Genomic DNA, 16,150 nt, shown 5'->3' with positions numbered 1-16,150 from the left:
ATGAAACTTAGTTCACTTACTAACCAGGACTGCAGCAAAGCTGCGGTCCTTTTTAATAGCAAAAAAAGAATCCTTGAATATATCAGCGAGCTGGCTCACCAGCAGCTTCCTCATTTATCTCAACAAGACGTCCTTGATGCCTTACTCAATAGAGAAAAATTAGGCAGTACAGGTATTGGTCGTGGCATTGCTATTCCACATGGCCGCATGAGTGGTGCAGAGCAACCACAGGCATTTGTCATAGTGAGTGAATCCCCAATCAATTTTGACGCAATTGATAACCGACCTGTGGATATTTTCGTTGCACTCATCGTACCAGATGGAGACAGCCAACTTCACCTAAAGACCTTATCGACAATTGCTGATAGACTAAAAGATAAGGAGTTTTGTAAACAGTTACGTAGCGCCAAAACAGACCACGAACTGTTTCAGGTCATATCAGCAGAGGCATAAATGGAATTAATTATCATCAGCGGTCGCTCAGGCTCAGGTAAATCGGTCGCTTTACGTGTACTTGAAGACTTGGGTTACTACTGTGTTGATAATATCCCAGTCAACTTATTACCTTCGCTTGTTCGTAGCGTTTCAGACAACTATGACAAAATAGCAGTCAGCATAGATGTGCGTAACTTACCGAAAGAGCAGCAAGAGTTTAATGATATTCTTGAATACCTGCCAGGTTTCGCAAACCCAACACTGTTCTATTTAGACAGTGATGACCAAACTCTGATCAAACGCTTTTCTGAAACGCGACGCTTACATCCTCTATCGATTGACTCGCTGCCACTCGATTTAGCAATTAAGCAAGAAAGAGTATTACTGGATGTACTGATCACGCGCGCTGATTTTATGATTGATACCACCGACCTGAGTGTTCATCAGTTAGCTGAATCTATTCGTGAAAAGATCTTAGGTAAAAAAGATAAAAAGCTGATTATCACCTTTATGTCGTTTGGCTTTAAACATGGTATTCCTAAAGAAGCCGATTACGTATTTGATGCACGTTTTTTACCAAATCCACATTGGGAGCCAGATCTAAAGCCACTCACAGGCTTAGATCAACCAGTAAAAGATTACCTTGCAAGTCATAGCATAGTGCAAAAATTTACATGGCAAATTCAAACATTTGTGCAAACATGGTTACCTCACCTTGAGCGTAACAATCGAAGCTATCTTACTATCGCAATTGGCTGTACTGGCGGGCAACATCGCTCGGTATATTTAGCGCAGACCATTGGTGATAGCTTTTCAAAAACGCATGCGAACGTAAAAATCCGCCATCGCGAGCAAGATATTTAATTGGATGCCAGATGCACGCAGAAGACACGTTTTTAATTCAAAATAAGCTTGGCTTGCACGCACGAGCAGCCACTGTTTTAGCACAACTTGCTTTGCAATTTGATGCTAAAATTATGCTTTATCAAGACGATAAAGAAGCTGAAGGTGATAGTGTTTTAGCCTTAATGTTACTTGAAAGTAGCCAAGGTAAAGAAGTGCGTGTGGTATGTGAAGGCCCAGATGCAGAGGCTGCACTGAACGCAATTGGAGAATTAATTGCACAACGCTTTCATGAACAAGAATAGCGTTTGCTAAGGCTTAACCGTTTAAGTTAAACTTAGTTCAGGTATTTATAATTCTCTTTAAATATCCTACTTTTATATCGTTCACACCTTAAAAATACAAAGCACTTAATAATTTTATCGCAGTGTGAAGATATCCTGCAAATACACCACTTAGCAACTATGCTGTATTTGCAGAATCTGTATTAATCTATTTTCAGTTGTAAGGACGCCAATGCCAGAAGCCTTTGAACAAGACTACCCACTACAACAACTTAAACAAGTGACCAAGTCACTCAATAGTGGACAATTTGTTCAGGTGCGAGGCATGCTCGCTAAAACAGCTCCGTGTGATACCGCTTTATTATTAGAGTCATCTCCCCATAAAATTCGTCGCATGCTATGGCAGTTGGTAGACCCAGATGTGCGTGGTGATGTTTTAGAAGAACTCTCTGAAGACGTACGTTTAGGTATTATTGCTCAGATGGAGCCTGAGCACATTGCTGCTGCAACCGAAGACATGGACGACGATGACTTAGGTGAAGTTCTTCGTAGCCTTCCTGACACCGTTTATCAAGACGTAGTCAGTGCAATGGACTCGCAAGATAGAGAAAGGGCAACTCAGGCACTGTCGTACCAAGAGCGTTCAGCCGGTGCCCTGATGAACAGCGATACGGTAACAATCCGTCCAGATGTTACCTTAGATGTAGTCCTGCGCTATTTACGCTTGCGTGGTGAACTACCAGAAGGTACGGATGACTTATACGTTGTTGATAAACATAACTGCTTTTTAGGCGCGCTTTCGTTAACCACATTACTGACCAACTCATCGGATAAAATTGTTCGTGATTTAATGGATGAAGAGTGTGAGTCAATCCTGATCTCAATGGATGAAAGTGATGTAGCGCAATTGTTCGAGCGTCATAACTGGATTTCAGCCCCTGTTGTTGATGATAACGCTCACTTGCTTGGTCGTATTACCATCGATGATATCGTTGACGTCATCCGTGAAGATGCTGAACACAGCATGTTAAGCCTTGCTGGTCTTGACGACGAAGAAGATACCTTTGCGCCAGTACTCAAAAGTTCGCAGCGTCGCTCTATTTGGCTGGGAGTTAACTTATTAACCGCATTGCTAGCAGCAATTGTGGCAAGCTTTTTTGAAAACACCTTAGCAATCTTGCCTATTTTGGCGGTACTAAATGGTATCGTACCTTCAATGGGTGGTGTTGCAGGTAGCCAAACATTAACACTGGTTATTCGTGGTATAGCGGTTGGCCATATCAACCAAACAAACCAACGCTTCTTATTACTTAAGGAACTGGCGATAGGCGCACTGAATGGCGTTATTTGGTCGATATTGATTGCTGGTGTGGTTGCCCTATGGCAATGGGACTTTAAGCTCGGTGCGGTCTTAGCGTTTGCGATGTTTATGAATCTTGTTGCCGCTGGTATCGCGGGTGCGAGTATTCCGTTAATTCTTAAGAAAATGAAAATTGACCCAGCCCTCGCCGGCAGTGTGGTGCTGACAACCGTCACCGATATTGTTGGTATTTTTGCCTTTTTAGGCACCGCAACCTGGTTATTGATCTAATATAAAAACGGCCCTTTAAGGGCCATTTATATCTTTTACTTTGCGCGCTGCTTATTTTTACCTACTCTAGGCTTGGTATTGGCCTTTTTGAATTGGCTAAAACCAGTGTGGCGTGTAAGTGCCGCACGGCCTTTACCACCTTTACTATTTGCTGCTTTTTCGTTGCGACTCTCTTCAGGCACCAAACAGTTTGGCCCTTTACCGATTAGATTCGCTTTGCCCATTTTTCTAAGAGCTTCGCGGATCATCGGCCAGCCGGCAGGATCATGATAACGTAAAATAGCTTTATGCAAGCGACGCTGACGTGCCCCTTTTGGCACAGGCACTTGTTCAGTATTGTTTTTAATATTACGTAACGAGTTCATCTCGGTATGATAAATTGTCGTTGCGTTGGCCATTGGCGACGGGTAAAAATTTTGTACCTGATCAAGCTTAAAGTCATTGGCCTTTAACCATAACGCCATGTTAACCATGTCTTCGTCTTTCGTTCCTGGGTGTGCAGAAATAAAATACGGGATCAAATACTGTTTTTTACCGGCTTCTTTTGAGTATTTATCAAATAGCTCTTTAAACTTATCGTAAGCCCCCATGCCCGGCTTCATCATCTTAGATAGTGGGCCATCCTCGGTATGTTCAGGGGCAATTTTTAAGTACCCGCCTACGTGATGAGTAACCAGCTCTTTTACATAGCGTGGATCTTCTACTGCTAAGTCATAGCGTACGCCTGACGCAATCAAGATTTTCTTCACGCCTTTCACATCACGGGCTTTTTTATAAAGCTCAATCGTTGGGGTGTGATCGGTGTCCATATGCTTACAGATATCAGGATAAACACATGATAAACGTCGGCACGTGCTCTCGGCCTTTTTGCTCTTACAGTGCAATTTATACATATTCGCTGTTGGGCCACCTAAGTCAGAAATTACCCCTGTGAAGCCCGGTACTTTGTCACGAATTTGCTCAATTTCATCAATAATTGATTGCTCTGAACGGCTTTGAATAATGCGTCCTTCATGTTCTGTAATCGAACAGAAAGAACAACCACCAAAGCACCCGCGCATAATGTTCACCGAGGTTTTAATCATTTCATAGGCAGGAATTTTTTCATCGCCATAGCTTGGGTGCGGAATACGCTGATATGGCAAACCAAATACGCCATCCATTTCTTCAGTTTCAAGCGGAAATGCTGGCGGATTCACCCAAATAGAACGGTCGCCATGGCGTTGAAACAAGGCACGTGCACAACCTGGATTTGTTTCTTGGTGCAAAATACGCGACGCATGGGCATAAAGCGGTTTATTTACACTCACTTGCTCATACGCTGGTAACTTAACGTAGGTCTTTTCCCATGGCTTAGGACGCGCAGGCTGAATAGTGATTGGCTTGGCAGCCTCAGCGCTTAAATCAATACCCGCTTGTTTAAACTCAGACTTACTACAACCGACATCATCTGCACCATACGGGTTTGGAATTGGATCAATCTTACCGATTTTATCGATAGCCGTAGAGTCACTGCCACGCCAGCCCGGCAAAGGCTCTTTTCGAATAACCGCGGTACCACGAATATCTTGAATGGTATCAACCGACTCACCACCAGCAATTCGGTGCGCAACTTCAACAAGCGGACGCTCTGCATTACCGTAAATTAGAATGTCAGCTTTGGCATCAAACAAAACACTTCGGCGTACTTTTTCTTGCCAGTAATCATAGTGCGCAATACGACGTAAACTCGCCTCAATACCACCAATAATTAACGGCACATCTTTATAAGCTTCACGACAGCGTTGACTATACACAACCACAGCACGATCAGGACGTTTACCACCTATGTTACCCGGCGTGTATGCATCATCATGGCGCATACGCTTTTCAGCAGTATAGCGGTTGATCATCGAGTCCATATTGCCCGCAGTCACACCAAAAAATAAGTTAGGCTTACCTAACGCCATAAAGGCATCTTTTGAGTTCCAATCAGGCTGAGCAATAATACCAACGCGAAACCCCTGAGACTCAAGCATGCGGCCAATTACAGCCATACCAAAACTTGGGTGATCAACATAGGCATCGCCACTGACGATAATCACATCGCAACTATCCCAGCCTAATGCATCCATTTCTGCACGGGTGGTTGGTAAAAATGGCGCCGTGCCATAGCATTCAGCCCAATACTTAGGGTAAGAAAACAGGCCTCGCTCGGCTTTTAATGCGCTCATAAAGTGTACTCTGCTAACAAAAGGGGCGAATTATAACCCACTCTTATAGATTATTATAGAAAACAAAACGCCCTTCACATTGAAGGGCGCTGCAAGTAACTAGGGTCAAGAGCTAAGCTAATTAATGTTTGGCTTGTAAATATGTGATTAACTCGTTCTCAGGCATAGGCTTAGCGTACATAAATCCTTGTACTTCATCACAACCAAGCTCAAGTAAATAATCAGCTTGTGCTTGTGTTTCAACTCCCTCTGCAATTGTTTTTAGACCTAATCTTGCACCCAAAGAAATAATTAACGCAGCGATAGCCTCACACCCCTTACCTGGTAGATCTTTTATAAATGCTCTGTCGATTTTGAGTCTATCTAACGGCAGTTTTTGCAAATAACTCAACGATGAGAAGCCTGTACCAAAGTCATCAATCGCAATTTCAATGCCAAATGCTTTTAACTCCTCAAGAGTGGTAATAACATTGCTCAGCTCGTCCATTACCACACTTTCGGTTACTTCAAGCTCTATAAACTGTGGCTTAACTTCATATTTTATTAGAGTGTCTTTAACCTGCTGCGCATAACCTTTCACTTTAAACTGTGGCACTGAAACGTTTACAGCAACACTAATGTTAAAGCCAAGCTGTTCAAGACGCTTTTGTTGTAAACATGCTTGTTCTAGTACCCACTGCCCTATTTCAACAATTAAACCTGCGTCTTCAGCCAAGGGAACAAATATAGCCGGGGAAATATATTGGCCATTCCCTGACGGCCAACGTAGCAATGCTTCACAGCCAATGATCTCTAATGTATTCAAATCTAGTTGCGGCTGGAACCACACTTCAAGTTTACGTTGTTCAAAGTCTTGACGAAGCTGCCTAATAATCCCTAAGCGCCATGCCATCTGTTCTTCCATTTCTGGAGTATACGTGACGACCATTTCAGAGGAATTCTTTTTAGCTTGGTTCAAAGCTATATATGCCAATTTTAGTGTTTCAATACCCGCTTTCTGAAAGTCACCTTGAAGGCACAAGCCAATCTTAAAATTGATAGGTAAAATATGTTCGCCAGCAGTAAAAGGTAAACTAAGATGTTCGCGTAACTGCTCAAGGTCATAACGCTGTTTTGGTAATATCAAACCAAACACATCAGCACCTATTCGAGAAAGTAGCTCGGCATCTGGATACTCTTGTTGCAGCCTTTCAACAATGGCATTTAAAAGCAAATTACCAATTTCTTGCCCTAAACCATTATTGATATCAGAGAAATGGGCAACATCAATCAATAAAAAAACATAGTCTGTTTTACCGGGCTGATAAAAGCGCTCTACTTTGTTGATAAAATCATTACGATTAGGAAGACCTGTTAAAATATCTTTATACGCTGCATCACATAAACGGTTAAACAAGCGCACATTATCAAGACCAACACTTACATTGGTTAAAAAGATCTCGGCAAATTGTAACTGCGATGGGCTTGGCGTTTGATTAGTTTCTAAGTAAATCGCGGCTTGGCGATTTTTACTTTTTAGTAGATAGGTACTGTCAAGCTCAGTATGTTGATGCTCACCTTGTGCTAAGCAGTTTTTCACTTGTAAAATGATACGACCATTATCAAGCTGCTCAATTCGCTGACCAATTACATCGTTGTATTCAGCGCCACCGCCCAAAACAAAAACCCGATCGTCATCTTCAATCGAACCACACAGTAAGCCGTGAGGCTCACAATCTAAAATAAACGAAAGCTGCTTTAATACAGCCATGGTAAAAGCTTTGATATCGGTAAAGCCTAAAATAGCCTTCGAGGCGAGTAGAATATTGTTCAATGCGCGGCTTTGAAATTCGAGCTGGCAAACTTGTTCATAAGAACGGATAGCTGTTACCAGTGAAGTAATCAATTTACTACGAGTCAGCTCAGTTTTAGTTTTGTAATCATTAATATCGTACTCGCGGATTACTTTTTCTTCAGGGGCATACCCTGGCTGACCAGTACGAAGAATAATACGAATATTATGGTTTTTTAGGCATTCCCTGACCTGCTTCACAACTTGTAAGCCAGCATCATCTGACTCCATCACAACATCAAGTAAAATAACGGAAATAGAATGGTCTTTTTTAAGTAATTCGAGCGCTTCTGCACCAGAGTAGGCATGATGGAATCGCAAGCCTTTATCCCAAAACTCAACCCCAGATAAAGCTAGCTTAGTGACAGAATGTATTTCAGGATCATCATCGACTATTAATACATCCCAAAAATCAGATACAGTTTCTTCGAGAAGCTGCTCATCATCTTGGTCGTTAAATAAAAAGTCATTACTGTCTGATGTCATTAATAATTCCTTAAAGTGAACACCGTAAAACTGTATCGATGGTGACTCTCCACTTTACAACGATGCATAAAAATTCTATCACTTATTCGACTGTGGTACATTAGTGATAACATATACAGTCGTATCAAAAAGATTATAGCCTAAGATACGTATAATGTTATGAAAGATATAAAACTATTGCCTGAGGTGAGATTATTAAATTATTCTTTGTGAGTTTAAAAGCATTATTTGTTATGACACTCATCGCGCTTGTGGTGGGTTTAATGCTTTCTCAACAATACACTGTTGATAAGTCGATAAGAATATCAGCAAGCGCCGAAGAAATCGCAGGTTTGGTTAGTGATTTTAACCAATGGCCTGAGTGGCAACCTTGGCAAGCAGTTGACCCAAGTATTGAATTTATAATTGCAGAGCCAAGCCAAGGCGTTGGCGCTCATCAGTTTTGGCAAAGTCGCTTTGGCAAAGGCGAGATGACCATTACCCAACTAAATAAAAATGCAATGATGTTTAATATTTTGTTTAACCAAGAGCACATTGCAAAAGGCGAGATACGTTTTTCAAATGCCGCAGATGGCGTTGAGGTTAGATGCACATTACAAGGTGAAGTCAACACTCCTATTATTGGCGGCTACCTCGCTTTATTAAGCCAATATATACTTAATAACTCGGTTAAGTTGGCTTTGAACAATATAAAAACCTATGCGCAGTTAGCAACAACAGAAAAGGCAATTGCTACCGATGACAGTCAAAGCGGCTCAAGCGAGAATTAATCTTGCTAACATAATCGAAAACCAGCTTGGATACCCTATCCATAAAACATCGTCTGTAAAAATCAATCAAACAAACGATGAACAATACTCGCCGCAAGGACAACAACAGCTACCCTATCAAGTAAAAGCTGAAGCAACATTACTCGACAGAGCCCATACACGCCAAGAAATCCAATTAATAAAGCGCCAAGAAAATATCGAAACCATTATGGCAATGGCGATGGCGTTTTGCCCCGATGTAACTGGTCAACAACGACCAGATTTCGATTGGATAGAGCGCTTTATTAGCTTATGCGAAGATACTGCAAATACTGCAATGCAAAAACTGTGGGCAAAAATATTGGCAGGTGAAACTGTTGCTCCAGGTACATTTTCAATCAAAAGCTTACAAACGCTTAAATTTATGACTCAGCGTGAAGCCGATGCATTACAGCGCTGCACCTCGCTGTGTGGATTTAACGAAAAAGACCACAGTCACTTAATTCTCTTGGGCTTTTACAAAAAGCCGTCGCTATTTGATTTATTAAGAAAAGGCAACAAAGTGTCATTTAATTTGGGCAAAACCCCTGTTAGTTTTCCTGATATTTTGACTTTAATGGATATTAACTTGTTGTATCGAAAAGAAATTGAATCAGCAGTATTAAAAGCAGGACAAGAGTTAGCCCTTAGTTTTATGAATCAGCGCCTTGTATTAAAAGCTAAAAGTAATGATTTGGTGCTTAGTTACTATAAGTTTACTCAAACTGGTGATGAGCTTAAAAAACTCATTAGTACACCGATAAATAAAGCTTATAAAAATATTTTATCGACATCCTTAGAAGATGAGTTTGACGTTAGCTGGCATGCTTTAAAATAGCCTGCCAGCTAATAATAGATTCACCATCTATTTAGAAGTGAATTTGAATACCAGCAAATGGCCCAGAAGCATCAATATCTGTGTAGATATCATCGATATCATCAAGCTCTAGCGTCATTGAACGATAGCCCGCTTTAATATCCATATCAATAGCAAGGTTATCAAGTAACGCATAAGCAATACCGGCTTGATAATCTTGAACCTTACTATCATCAATAGCCAGTAAGCTACCTTCAAAGAAAACACTCAAGCCAGTTAATGGTAAGCCAACTTCAGCACGGCCATACACTAATGGTACAAAGCCTGAAAAATCAACACGCTCAGTAGTGCTTGGTCCACCGTTTTGCGATGTACCCGTTACCGTAATCTCACCATCAAACTGTTTAGCATTGACACCTAAATCGATAGACACTAAATCGTTATCAAAAATCTCATAGTAAAGAATATAATCAACATGTGACAAATCACTTACCGTACCAACGGTTGTACCTACCACATAGTTAGAACCGCCAAAGCTAAAGCTTTCATCAAGCATGGTTGAACCGTTTAATTCAAGCTCTGTGTACTTAAGTTTAATATTTGGTACAAGTGGTACTGGGTGCTCTAGTGCTGCGTAGTAGCTCGTAAACGTCTCATCATCAAATTTGAAGCTTTGTAGATTACCGTCTTGGGCAAAACTACCGCTGTTATCAGATTGCCAGCCATCAACACCAAGATATAAACCTAATAGTGTGTCAGCTTGCGCTGTCGGAGCTAAACAGGCCATCGATAAAGCGGCCGCTAAACAGTACTTTTTCATCATTTTATCCTTGCGCTAAAAGTTCGCTAAGTTCAATTAGAGCCGCATTGGCTCGAGAAATATAATTCGCCATTACTAATGAATGATTGGCTACAAAGCCAAAACCACTACCATTTAATATCATTGGACTCCACACGGTTTCTTGTGTGGCCTCTAATTCACGAATAATCTGTTGCAGGCTAACACGCGCATTTTTCTTTTCTAAGACATCGGCAAAATCATATTCAACTGCCTGTAAAAAATGCAGCAACGCCCATGTTGCACCACGAGACTCATAAAAAACATCATCAATTTGCCACCATGATGTTTTTACCTGATTCTGTAAAGGCGTATAGGTTGCTTGATGGGCTGCGGTATCACCGGCTAGATCTGTGTTTAAGCGTTCTTGGCCGACACTGGCACTTAAGCGTTGGCTTAAACTACCTAGGCGTTTTTCAGCTTCTTTTAACCAACCACGTAGATTATCTGCACGGGCATAAAACTGGCTATCGCGGTCATTTTGATCCGCAATTTGAGTTCGATATACAATCAGTAAATCAATGCCTTTTTGATATTCAGCCTCAGCACTTGGCCATGCCCATGCTACTGAACTTATATTAAATTGCGGCTGCGCTTTTTTCAGAGCCTCATGTTCGGTCGACTGTGATTGTGAACGACTAAAGTCTTTACGCATCGACAATACCAGGTCTCGAGTCATCTCAAGCGCCCCGTATTCCCATGCCGGCATATTATCCATCATCACACTTGGTGGCATAATATCATTTGATAAATAGCCACCCGGTTTGTTTAACAATGTACTTGCAACATTAATGAGTGTTGACGTGGTTGTGTAACCGGTGACAAACTTTTCACCCCGTTGTTGGGCTTCTTGTTTTGCCTTGTTTACAACATCCATGCGATCTGGCTCACTACTCCAGTAAACCGCAATTGCATAGAAAATAATTAAAATGATAAGTAATGCGCTGGCTATTTTTCCTTTATGCTCAGACATGGTACCTCCTAGTGGTGTGAGTGTTGTTCACTCTTATTTGCAGCCTGTTCAGACATTTCTTGTAAAGACACAACCTTAGCTTGAGTAAAAACTCGGTTGCCGTTTTTAAAATATAGCGTGAGTTTACGCTCTTGCCCTGCTTTTAGTTCATCCTCTGGTTCAAAAACCATTAAATGATAACCGCCAGGTTTAAACTCCACCTGACTATGAGCGCTAATTTCCAGTGAAAGAACCTGTTGCATTTTCATCATGCCATCAACATGCGTATGCTGATGAATCTCAACGCGGCCTAAACCATCCAGTTCGGCTTTAGTAAGCACTGTGGCGTGATCGCTTGGATTGGTAATAGTAAGATAAGCAACAGTCGCTTTACTAGCGGGTAAGAATTCTCGAACTTGGGCGTCACTCACGGTAACTTCTGCAACCTCGCTGTGCTCATGACCGCTATGGGCAGATGTAAACGTACTAAATAATAAACTTGCAGTAAAAAAAGACAGTGCGGGTAACAACTTCATTATGTTTTAATCCTTGTTAAGACATCTACTTACCCGCTAAATTTAGCATACTTTGGCTATTAAGGCAGTTTATTCACAGCTTAAGCCACTGATTTTTTGTTATCGGCAACCAGCCAACACAACGCGGCGATTAACAATAACGGCCATGCAATTACAACTGAGCCAAATAAAAACGCAAGCACTACGCCAATCACAGCAACAACACCTGCGCCAATTAAGCCAATAGTAAATAAAGCAACCCCAGCCACAACGGCAATTACTGCGATGATAGCACCAAGCACTTCAAGCCCAGCCCAGCTCATATCTGCAATCGACAAAGGCAACTGCCATGTATCAAACGATACAAACGAAATTGTATCTGTGCACAGTAATAACATTGCTAAGATGATGATAGCTAACGTTTTCATAAAAGACTCCTAGTAACCTTTAACTGGTAAAGTGCAATGAGCCACTAAATAACCCAAGCCTATTAACAACGGCATTTGAATAAGTAGTATGATCATGACTAAACGTGTAGACCATACCGGAAAGCCTAATCGTGCAGCTAAGCCACTACACACACCAGAGATCTTCTTGTTGCTTAGATCTCGGTACCAACGTGTTGATGTATGATATGTATTCATCACTAAACTCCTAAGCAGATTGCTTCATACTTGCTTTTAAATCAGCAAGTTCTTTATCAATCGCGTCATTTTTCTCAAGCGCTGCAATTTGTGCTGCTGCTGAATTTGCCGCATCACTTTGCGTAAGTTCATACGCTTCAACCTGCGATTCAATATTTTCAACGCGTTGCTCTAAGTAGTCAAAACGCGCTAATGCATCTTCAACTTTGCTGCTATGCAGCTGCTCTTTTACTTTTAAACGTGCTGTAACAACGCGCTCTTTTTGCATATAAGTCAGTTGCTTTGCTTTTGCATCTGCAAGCTTATTTTGTAAACGCTGACAATCTTCAGTGAGCTTTGCTAGTGACTCAGCCACTTTATTCATTTCAGCTTGTTGCGCTTCGATTTCTGTAGTTAAACGCTGTTTTTCAACTAATGCCGCTTTGGCAAGATCGTCACGATCTTTACTCAGTGCTTTTTCTGCCTTCGCTTGCCAGTCAGCTACTTTTGCTTGTTTAGCGGCAATTTCACGCTTCATTTGCTTTTCTTGCGTTAGAAACGTGGCTGCAGTTGCACGACACTCACTCAATGCATCCTGCATTTCTTGCACAAGTAAGTTCAGTAGCTTTTCAGGATCTTCTGCTTTGTCTAATGCAGCTGAAAGGTTTGCCTGAATAATGTCATTTACGCGATTTAATACACCCATGTGACTCTCCTGTTGATTATTGGGTTAATACATCAAGGAGATTCCAATTCTTGTGCCAACTACCACGAAAATATAAATAACTATTTAAATACAATAAGTTGAGATTTAAAAATCAAGAATTAGACTGACTGGTGACTGAATGAAAAATAACTAATTTGACTAAAAAATTAACTTTTTCACCAAATTTTAGGATCAAAAAAAGCCACAAAATGTGGCTTTTTTAATGAGGGAAATGATTAGGCTTCTGGGACAAAACTTAAGGCTTTATCCATAACAGATAAATCAGCCGCTTTACCATGACCCTTTTCTGAAAGGTGACGTCTGAAACCACGCGCGCCAGGTTGGCCTTGGAAAATCCCCAACATGTGGCGAGCAATATGCCAAAAGTTAGCACCTTTACTCATTTCATCTTCGATATAGTCATACATAGAGCGCACAACCTGATGACGAGTAAGCGTAAAGGCTTCATCACCATAAATGTTTTCATCAACCTCAGACAAAATAAACGGATTACTATACGCTTCACGACCAATCATAATGCCATCAACATACTCAAGGTGAGCCACACTATCAGCAATGGTTTTCACGCCACCATTTAAACTTAAGTGAAGTTGCGGATAATCTTTTTTCAGCTGATAAACACGCGGGTAATCAAGTGGTGGGATCTCACGATTTTCTTTTGGGCTTAAACCATTCAACCATGCTTTACGGGCATGGATAATAAAGTCATCACAACCAACATCATGACTTGCTTCAATTAAGGCACATAAAAACTCATACGAGTCTTGCTCATCAATACCAATGCGCGTTTTAACTGTAACAGGAATAGTCACTTCGGCCTTCATTGCTGCAACACAGTCAGCAACCAGCTTCGGCTCTGCCATTAAACAAGCACCAAAACGACCATTTTGCACACGGTCAGAAGGACAACCAACATTAAGATTAACCTCATCATAGCCACGCTCTGCCGCTAACTTTGCACACTTAGCCAACGCTTCAGGATCTGAGCCACCAAGCTGCAATGCCACAGGCCCTTCATGCTGGTTAAAATGAAGGTAGTCGCCTTTACCAAATAAAATAGCCCCTGTTGTCACCATCTCAGTGTAAAGCACAGCATGCTTAGTCATTTTACGGTGAAAAGTTCGACAGTGACGATCTGTCCAATCTAACATGGGTGCCACGGAAAAACGGCGGTTTAATGTCGTTGTGCTCATAACATGGCCCCTTTAAAGATCAATACGTTTACTTGCAACTTGATTACCTAATACGATTAACGCTCAGTACAGCGATGACGCAATTTTAAGAGATGCATCATGCCCTGACAAAATTTTCGATATTATATCACTAATGCTCAATCGCAACATGACATAATCAAAGATGGGGAAGAAAAGAATAAAAGAAGTGGACTACACACTCACTTCTTACAAAATGGTGGATAAATTAACTTTTAACTTCATTAAGGAGGTGTTCTAAGTTTTTGCCTGTAAGTTCAAATATGGTGATTTCTAACTCTTTATAATCTTCGTTCTTAAGGTTAACTAGTTTGGCACCCACTGCAATACGCGCTACTTTTTCAACAGGGTCGATTTCAACAATTTCAATTGATGCATGAGTATCATGATCTTTTGACTGCACATAGTATTCACTAAAAAATGTACCATCAGCGCGAACATTCGGGTTGCTGTCAGACACTGATTGTAAAAGTGTACCTTTCTTTAAATCACTTTTACGAAGTGAAAAGCTGTACTCAGCAACATTTGCATGACCAATGATCACTGTTACTGCGCTTTCACCATTAATTTTAAAATCATGATCAGTTACTTCAATAACTTTTAACTTACCACTGTCATAGGTTGGCTCCATGCAAGCACCTAAACTAAAAATCAGAAAAACTGATAAAACAACATTTTTGAGTAGCATTCTCTATTCCTTAAATTTTTATTGCCTACTTCTTAACTTAGATAAAAGAAGACAAATATTCAAAGTTTAAATTACTGAAAATGCACTTTAATTCATCTTATCCAACGACACTCAAACCAAAGTAGTGAGCTATGCCGCCAAGAATGTTCGTCACAGCCACTGAAGATAAAATTAGTCCCATCACTCGGCTGATTATACTGGCACCACTATCACCAATTAATTTGTGAACTTGAGTAGCCAATAAAAGTAACACTAAGACGATAATGAGCACCGATAACATTATCGCAGAGGTAACTAGTTGCTCTAACCATGTGTATTCATTATTGCGTGTCATCAACACTGCACCGAGCATTGCCCCCGGGCTTGCAATTGATGGAATTGCCAGCGGAAAGATAGCCGTTTCGGTACTATCACGGACACTTTTAATTTCGCTTTCAGGCTTACTCTCGCCAAAGATCATAGACAGCGCAAAAAGTAATAGAACAATGCCGCCAGCAATCTGAAATGCCGATAAAGGGATTTTAATTGCGTTTAACAGCAACTCCCCAGCAATAACAAAGAAAAGCAAAACTAATGCCGACACTCCTACCGCTTTAAGTGCAACTTTGCGTTTAAACTTGGCATCATCCCAGCGGGTTACAGCAATAAAGACAGGCACCGTACCGATTGGATCAATCACAGCAAAAAAGAAAATGAACGCGGCGAGCAACTCAGTCATTAACAAACTTCCTTGAAAACGAGATAGCGAATAAAAACACTGCAACTACAATACAGTATGTTAGTATATCACGGTAGCGTAAGGATAAGAGAAGATGAATATAGAATCACTCGTTAGTAAAGCAAAACAAGTCTGCGACAATCGTGGTGCACGTTTCACGCCTATCCGTGAAAAAGTATTTCGCCTTTTAGCTAGTGCGCAAGGTGGTGTAGGTGCTTATGACTTATTAGAACAACTTAAATTAACTGAGTCTGGTGCAAAACCTGCCACTATTTATCGCGCGTTAGATTTTTTGTCTGAACTTGGCTTTATTCATAAAATCGAAAGTACTAACTCTTTTATGTTGTGCCATCATTTCGATCATATTCACCCTGTACAACTATTAATTTGCGACAGCTGTGGTTTTGTTAAAGAGTTACATTCAACAGTGATTTCTCACGAACTGAATAATCTCGCCGCAGAAAGTGGATTTATTGTCTCTGGACAAACTATCGAAGCACATGGAAAGTGTGAAAATTGCAAAGATTAAGTGCACTGTTCAGAACAGCCACTACACTTAAGTTATAATTGCAGCTTGGCTGCGTAACCTG

18 protein-coding genes are annotated in these 16,150 nt (G+C 41.0%); 7 read left to right on the top strand and 11 right to left on the bottom strand.

Annotation, left to right across the window (positions count from 1 at the left end):
- From ptsN to mgtE, 4 genes are all read left to right on the top strand, one after another.
- The gene (gene ptsN / locus L1264_RS03270; protein WP_135923429.1) at positions 1-453 is read left to right on the top strand and encodes a PTS IIA-like nitrogen regulatory protein PtsN; all 453 of its coding nucleotides are present in this window, start codon (positions 1-3) and stop codon (positions 451-453) included.
- Positions 454-1,299: an RNase adapter RapZ gene (gene rapZ / locus L1264_RS03265; protein WP_135923428.1), complete on the top strand. Its 846-nt coding sequence runs from the start codon at positions 454-456 to the stop codon at positions 1,297-1,299. It abuts the gene before it with no gap.
- Between the two features lie 11 nt (positions 1,300-1,310).
- Positions 1,311-1,583, top strand: coding sequence for an HPr family phosphocarrier protein (locus L1264_RS03260; RefSeq protein WP_135923427.1), 273 nt, complete (start codon positions 1,311-1,313; stop codon positions 1,581-1,583).
- Positions 1,584-1,794: 211 nt separating this feature from the next.
- Positions 1,795-3,153, top strand: coding sequence for a magnesium transporter (gene mgtE / locus L1264_RS03255; protein ID WP_135923426.1), 1,359 nt, complete (start codon positions 1,795-1,797; stop codon positions 3,151-3,153).
- A gap of 35 nt (positions 3,154-3,188) precedes the next feature.
- On the opposite strand, the gene L1264_RS03250 is transcribed toward mgtE, so the two are convergent.
- Positions 3,189-5,366: a YgiQ family radical SAM protein gene (locus L1264_RS03250; RefSeq protein WP_235403632.1), complete on the bottom strand. Its 2,178-nt coding sequence runs from the start codon at positions 5,364-5,366 to the stop codon at positions 3,189-3,191.
- A 121-nt stretch (positions 5,367-5,487) separates the two neighbouring features.
- Positions 5,488-7,683 carry a bifunctional diguanylate cyclase/phosphodiesterase gene (locus L1264_RS03245; protein ID WP_235403631.1) on the bottom strand — a complete coding sequence of 732 codons (2,196 nt, stop codon included), beginning with the start codon at positions 7,681-7,683 and terminating at the stop codon, positions 5,488-5,490.
- A 233-nt stretch (positions 7,684-7,916) separates the two neighbouring features.
- Here L1264_RS03245 and L1264_RS03240 point away from each other — a divergent pair, with 233 nt between their 5' ends.
- Both L1264_RS03240 and L1264_RS03235 read left to right on the top strand, forming a co-directional pair.
- On the top strand, positions 7,917-8,453 hold the full coding sequence (locus L1264_RS03240) for an SRPBCC family protein (protein WP_135923423.1): 537 nt from the start codon (positions 7,917-7,919) through the stop codon (positions 8,451-8,453).
- Positions 8,422-9,309, top strand: a complete 888-nt coding sequence (locus tag L1264_RS03235; RefSeq protein ID WP_138558040.1) for a TIGR03899 family protein — start codon at positions 8,422-8,424, stop codon at positions 9,307-9,309. Before L1264_RS03240 ends, L1264_RS03235 begins: the two co-directional genes overlap by 32 nt.
- 31 nt (positions 9,310-9,340) lie before the next feature.
- Here the strand turns inward: L1264_RS03235 and L1264_RS03230 are convergent, their stop codons facing one another.
- The 9 genes from L1264_RS03230 to L1264_RS03190 form a co-directional block, all read right to left on the bottom strand.
- Complete coding sequence (locus L1264_RS03230; RefSeq protein ID WP_235403660.1) at positions 9,341-10,108, bottom strand: TIGR04219 family outer membrane beta-barrel protein; 768 nt, start codon at positions 10,106-10,108, stop codon at positions 9,341-9,343.
- A gap of 4 nt (positions 10,109-10,112) precedes the next feature.
- Positions 10,113-11,099 (bottom strand): DUF2333 family protein, encoded by a 987-nt coding sequence (locus L1264_RS03225; RefSeq protein WP_135923421.1) that lies wholly within the window; start codon positions 11,097-11,099, stop codon positions 10,113-10,115.
- Positions 11,100-11,107: 8 nt separating this feature from the next.
- Positions 11,108-11,614 (bottom strand): copper chaperone PCu(A)C, encoded by a 507-nt coding sequence (locus tag L1264_RS03220; protein WP_135923420.1) that lies wholly within the window; start codon positions 11,612-11,614, stop codon positions 11,108-11,110.
- 80 nt (positions 11,615-11,694) lie between these two features.
- Positions 11,695-12,021, bottom strand: a complete 327-nt coding sequence (locus L1264_RS03215) for a hypothetical protein (protein ID WP_135923419.1) — start codon at positions 12,019-12,021, stop codon at positions 11,695-11,697.
- A gap of 9 nt (positions 12,022-12,030) precedes the next feature.
- A complete protein-coding gene (locus L1264_RS03210; protein ID WP_135923418.1) occupies positions 12,031-12,237 on the bottom strand; it encodes a PspC domain-containing protein in 207 nt (68 codons plus the stop codon).
- A gap of 10 nt (positions 12,238-12,247) precedes the next feature.
- Positions 12,248-12,922 (bottom strand): PspA/IM30 family protein, encoded by a 675-nt coding sequence (locus L1264_RS03205; RefSeq protein WP_235403630.1) that lies wholly within the window; start codon positions 12,920-12,922, stop codon positions 12,248-12,250.
- A gap of 236 nt (positions 12,923-13,158) precedes the next feature.
- Entirely contained in the window at positions 13,159-14,136 is a 978-nt protein-coding gene (dusA, locus tag L1264_RS03200) for a tRNA dihydrouridine(20/20a) synthase DusA (RefSeq protein ID WP_135923416.1), read from the bottom strand.
- A gap of 226 nt (positions 14,137-14,362) precedes the next feature.
- The gene (locus L1264_RS03195) at positions 14,363-14,842 is read right to left on the bottom strand and encodes a hypothetical protein (protein WP_135923415.1); all 480 of its coding nucleotides are present in this window, start codon (positions 14,840-14,842) and stop codon (positions 14,363-14,365) included.
- A 97-nt stretch (positions 14,843-14,939) separates the two neighbouring features.
- Positions 14,940-15,560: a MarC family protein gene (locus tag L1264_RS03190; protein ID WP_135923414.1), complete on the bottom strand. Its 621-nt coding sequence runs from the start codon at positions 15,558-15,560 to the stop codon at positions 14,940-14,942.
- 94 nt (positions 15,561-15,654) lie between these two features.
- Here L1264_RS03190 and L1264_RS03185 point away from each other — a divergent pair, with 94 nt between their 5' ends.
- Positions 15,655-16,089: a transcriptional repressor gene (locus tag L1264_RS03185; RefSeq protein WP_138558083.1), complete on the top strand. Its 435-nt coding sequence runs from the start codon at positions 15,655-15,657 to the stop codon at positions 16,087-16,089.
- The last annotated feature ends 61 nt before the right edge of the window (positions 16,090-16,150 follow it).

It is taken from the genome of Pseudoalteromonas sp. APAL1 (assembly GCF_021532475.1).
In the GTDB taxonomy this organism is placed as follows: Bacteria; Pseudomonadota; Gammaproteobacteria; order Enterobacterales; family Alteromonadaceae; genus Pseudoalteromonas; species Pseudoalteromonas lipolytica_C.
This window is presented reverse-complemented; position numbering and strand designations above follow the sequence as displayed.

Coding starts and splice junctions, on each gene's coding strand:
- ptsN (WP_135923429.1), top strand. CDS start 1: ATGAAACTTAGTTCACTTACTAACCAGGACTGCAGCAAAGCTGCGGTC.
- rapZ (WP_135923428.1), top strand. CDS start 454: ATGGAATTAATTATCATCAGCGGTCGCTCAGGCTCAGGTAAATCGGTC.
- L1264_RS03260 (WP_135923427.1), top strand. CDS start 1,311: ATGCACGCAGAAGACACGTTTTTAATTCAAAATAAGCTTGGCTTGCAC.
- mgtE (WP_135923426.1), top strand. CDS start 1,795: ATGCCAGAAGCCTTTGAACAAGACTACCCACTACAACAACTTAAACAA.
- L1264_RS03250 (WP_235403632.1), bottom strand. CDS start 5,366: ATGAGCGCATTAAAAGCCGAGCGAGGCCTGTTTTCTTACCCTAAGTAT.
- L1264_RS03245 (WP_235403631.1), bottom strand. CDS start 7,683: ATGACATCAGACAGTAATGACTTTTTATTTAACGACCAAGATGATGAG.
- L1264_RS03240 (WP_135923423.1), top strand. CDS start 7,917: ATGACACTCATCGCGCTTGTGGTGGGTTTAATGCTTTCTCAACAATAC.
- L1264_RS03235 (WP_138558040.1), top strand. CDS start 8,422: ATGACAGTCAAAGCGGCTCAAGCGAGAATTAATCTTGCTAACATAATC.
- L1264_RS03230 (WP_235403660.1), bottom strand. CDS start 10,108: ATGAAAAAGTACTGTTTAGCGGCCGCTTTATCGATGGCCTGTTTAGCT.
- L1264_RS03225 (WP_135923421.1), bottom strand. CDS start 11,099: ATGTCTGAGCATAAAGGAAAAATAGCCAGCGCATTACTTATCATTTTA.
- L1264_RS03220 (WP_135923420.1), bottom strand. CDS start 11,614: ATGAAGTTGTTACCCGCACTGTCTTTTTTTACTGCAAGTTTATTATTT.
- L1264_RS03215 (WP_135923419.1), bottom strand. CDS start 12,021: ATGAAAACGTTAGCTATCATCATCTTAGCAATGTTATTACTGTGCACA.
- L1264_RS03210 (WP_135923418.1), bottom strand. CDS start 12,237: ATGAATACATATCATACATCAACACGTTGGTACCGAGATCTAAGCAAC.
- L1264_RS03205 (WP_235403630.1), bottom strand. CDS start 12,922: ATGGGTGTATTAAATCGCGTAAATGACATTATTCAGGCAAACCTTTCA.
- dusA (WP_135923416.1), bottom strand. CDS start 14,136: ATGAGCACAACGACATTAAACCGCCGTTTTTCCGTGGCACCCATGTTA.
- L1264_RS03195 (WP_135923415.1), bottom strand. CDS start 14,842: ATGCTACTCAAAAATGTTGTTTTATCAGTTTTTCTGATTTTTAGTTTA.
- L1264_RS03190 (WP_135923414.1), bottom strand. CDS start 15,560: ATGACTGAGTTGCTCGCCGCGTTCATTTTCTTTTTTGCTGTGATTGAT.
- L1264_RS03185 (WP_138558083.1), top strand. CDS start 15,655: ATGAATATAGAATCACTCGTTAGTAAAGCAAAACAAGTCTGCGACAAT.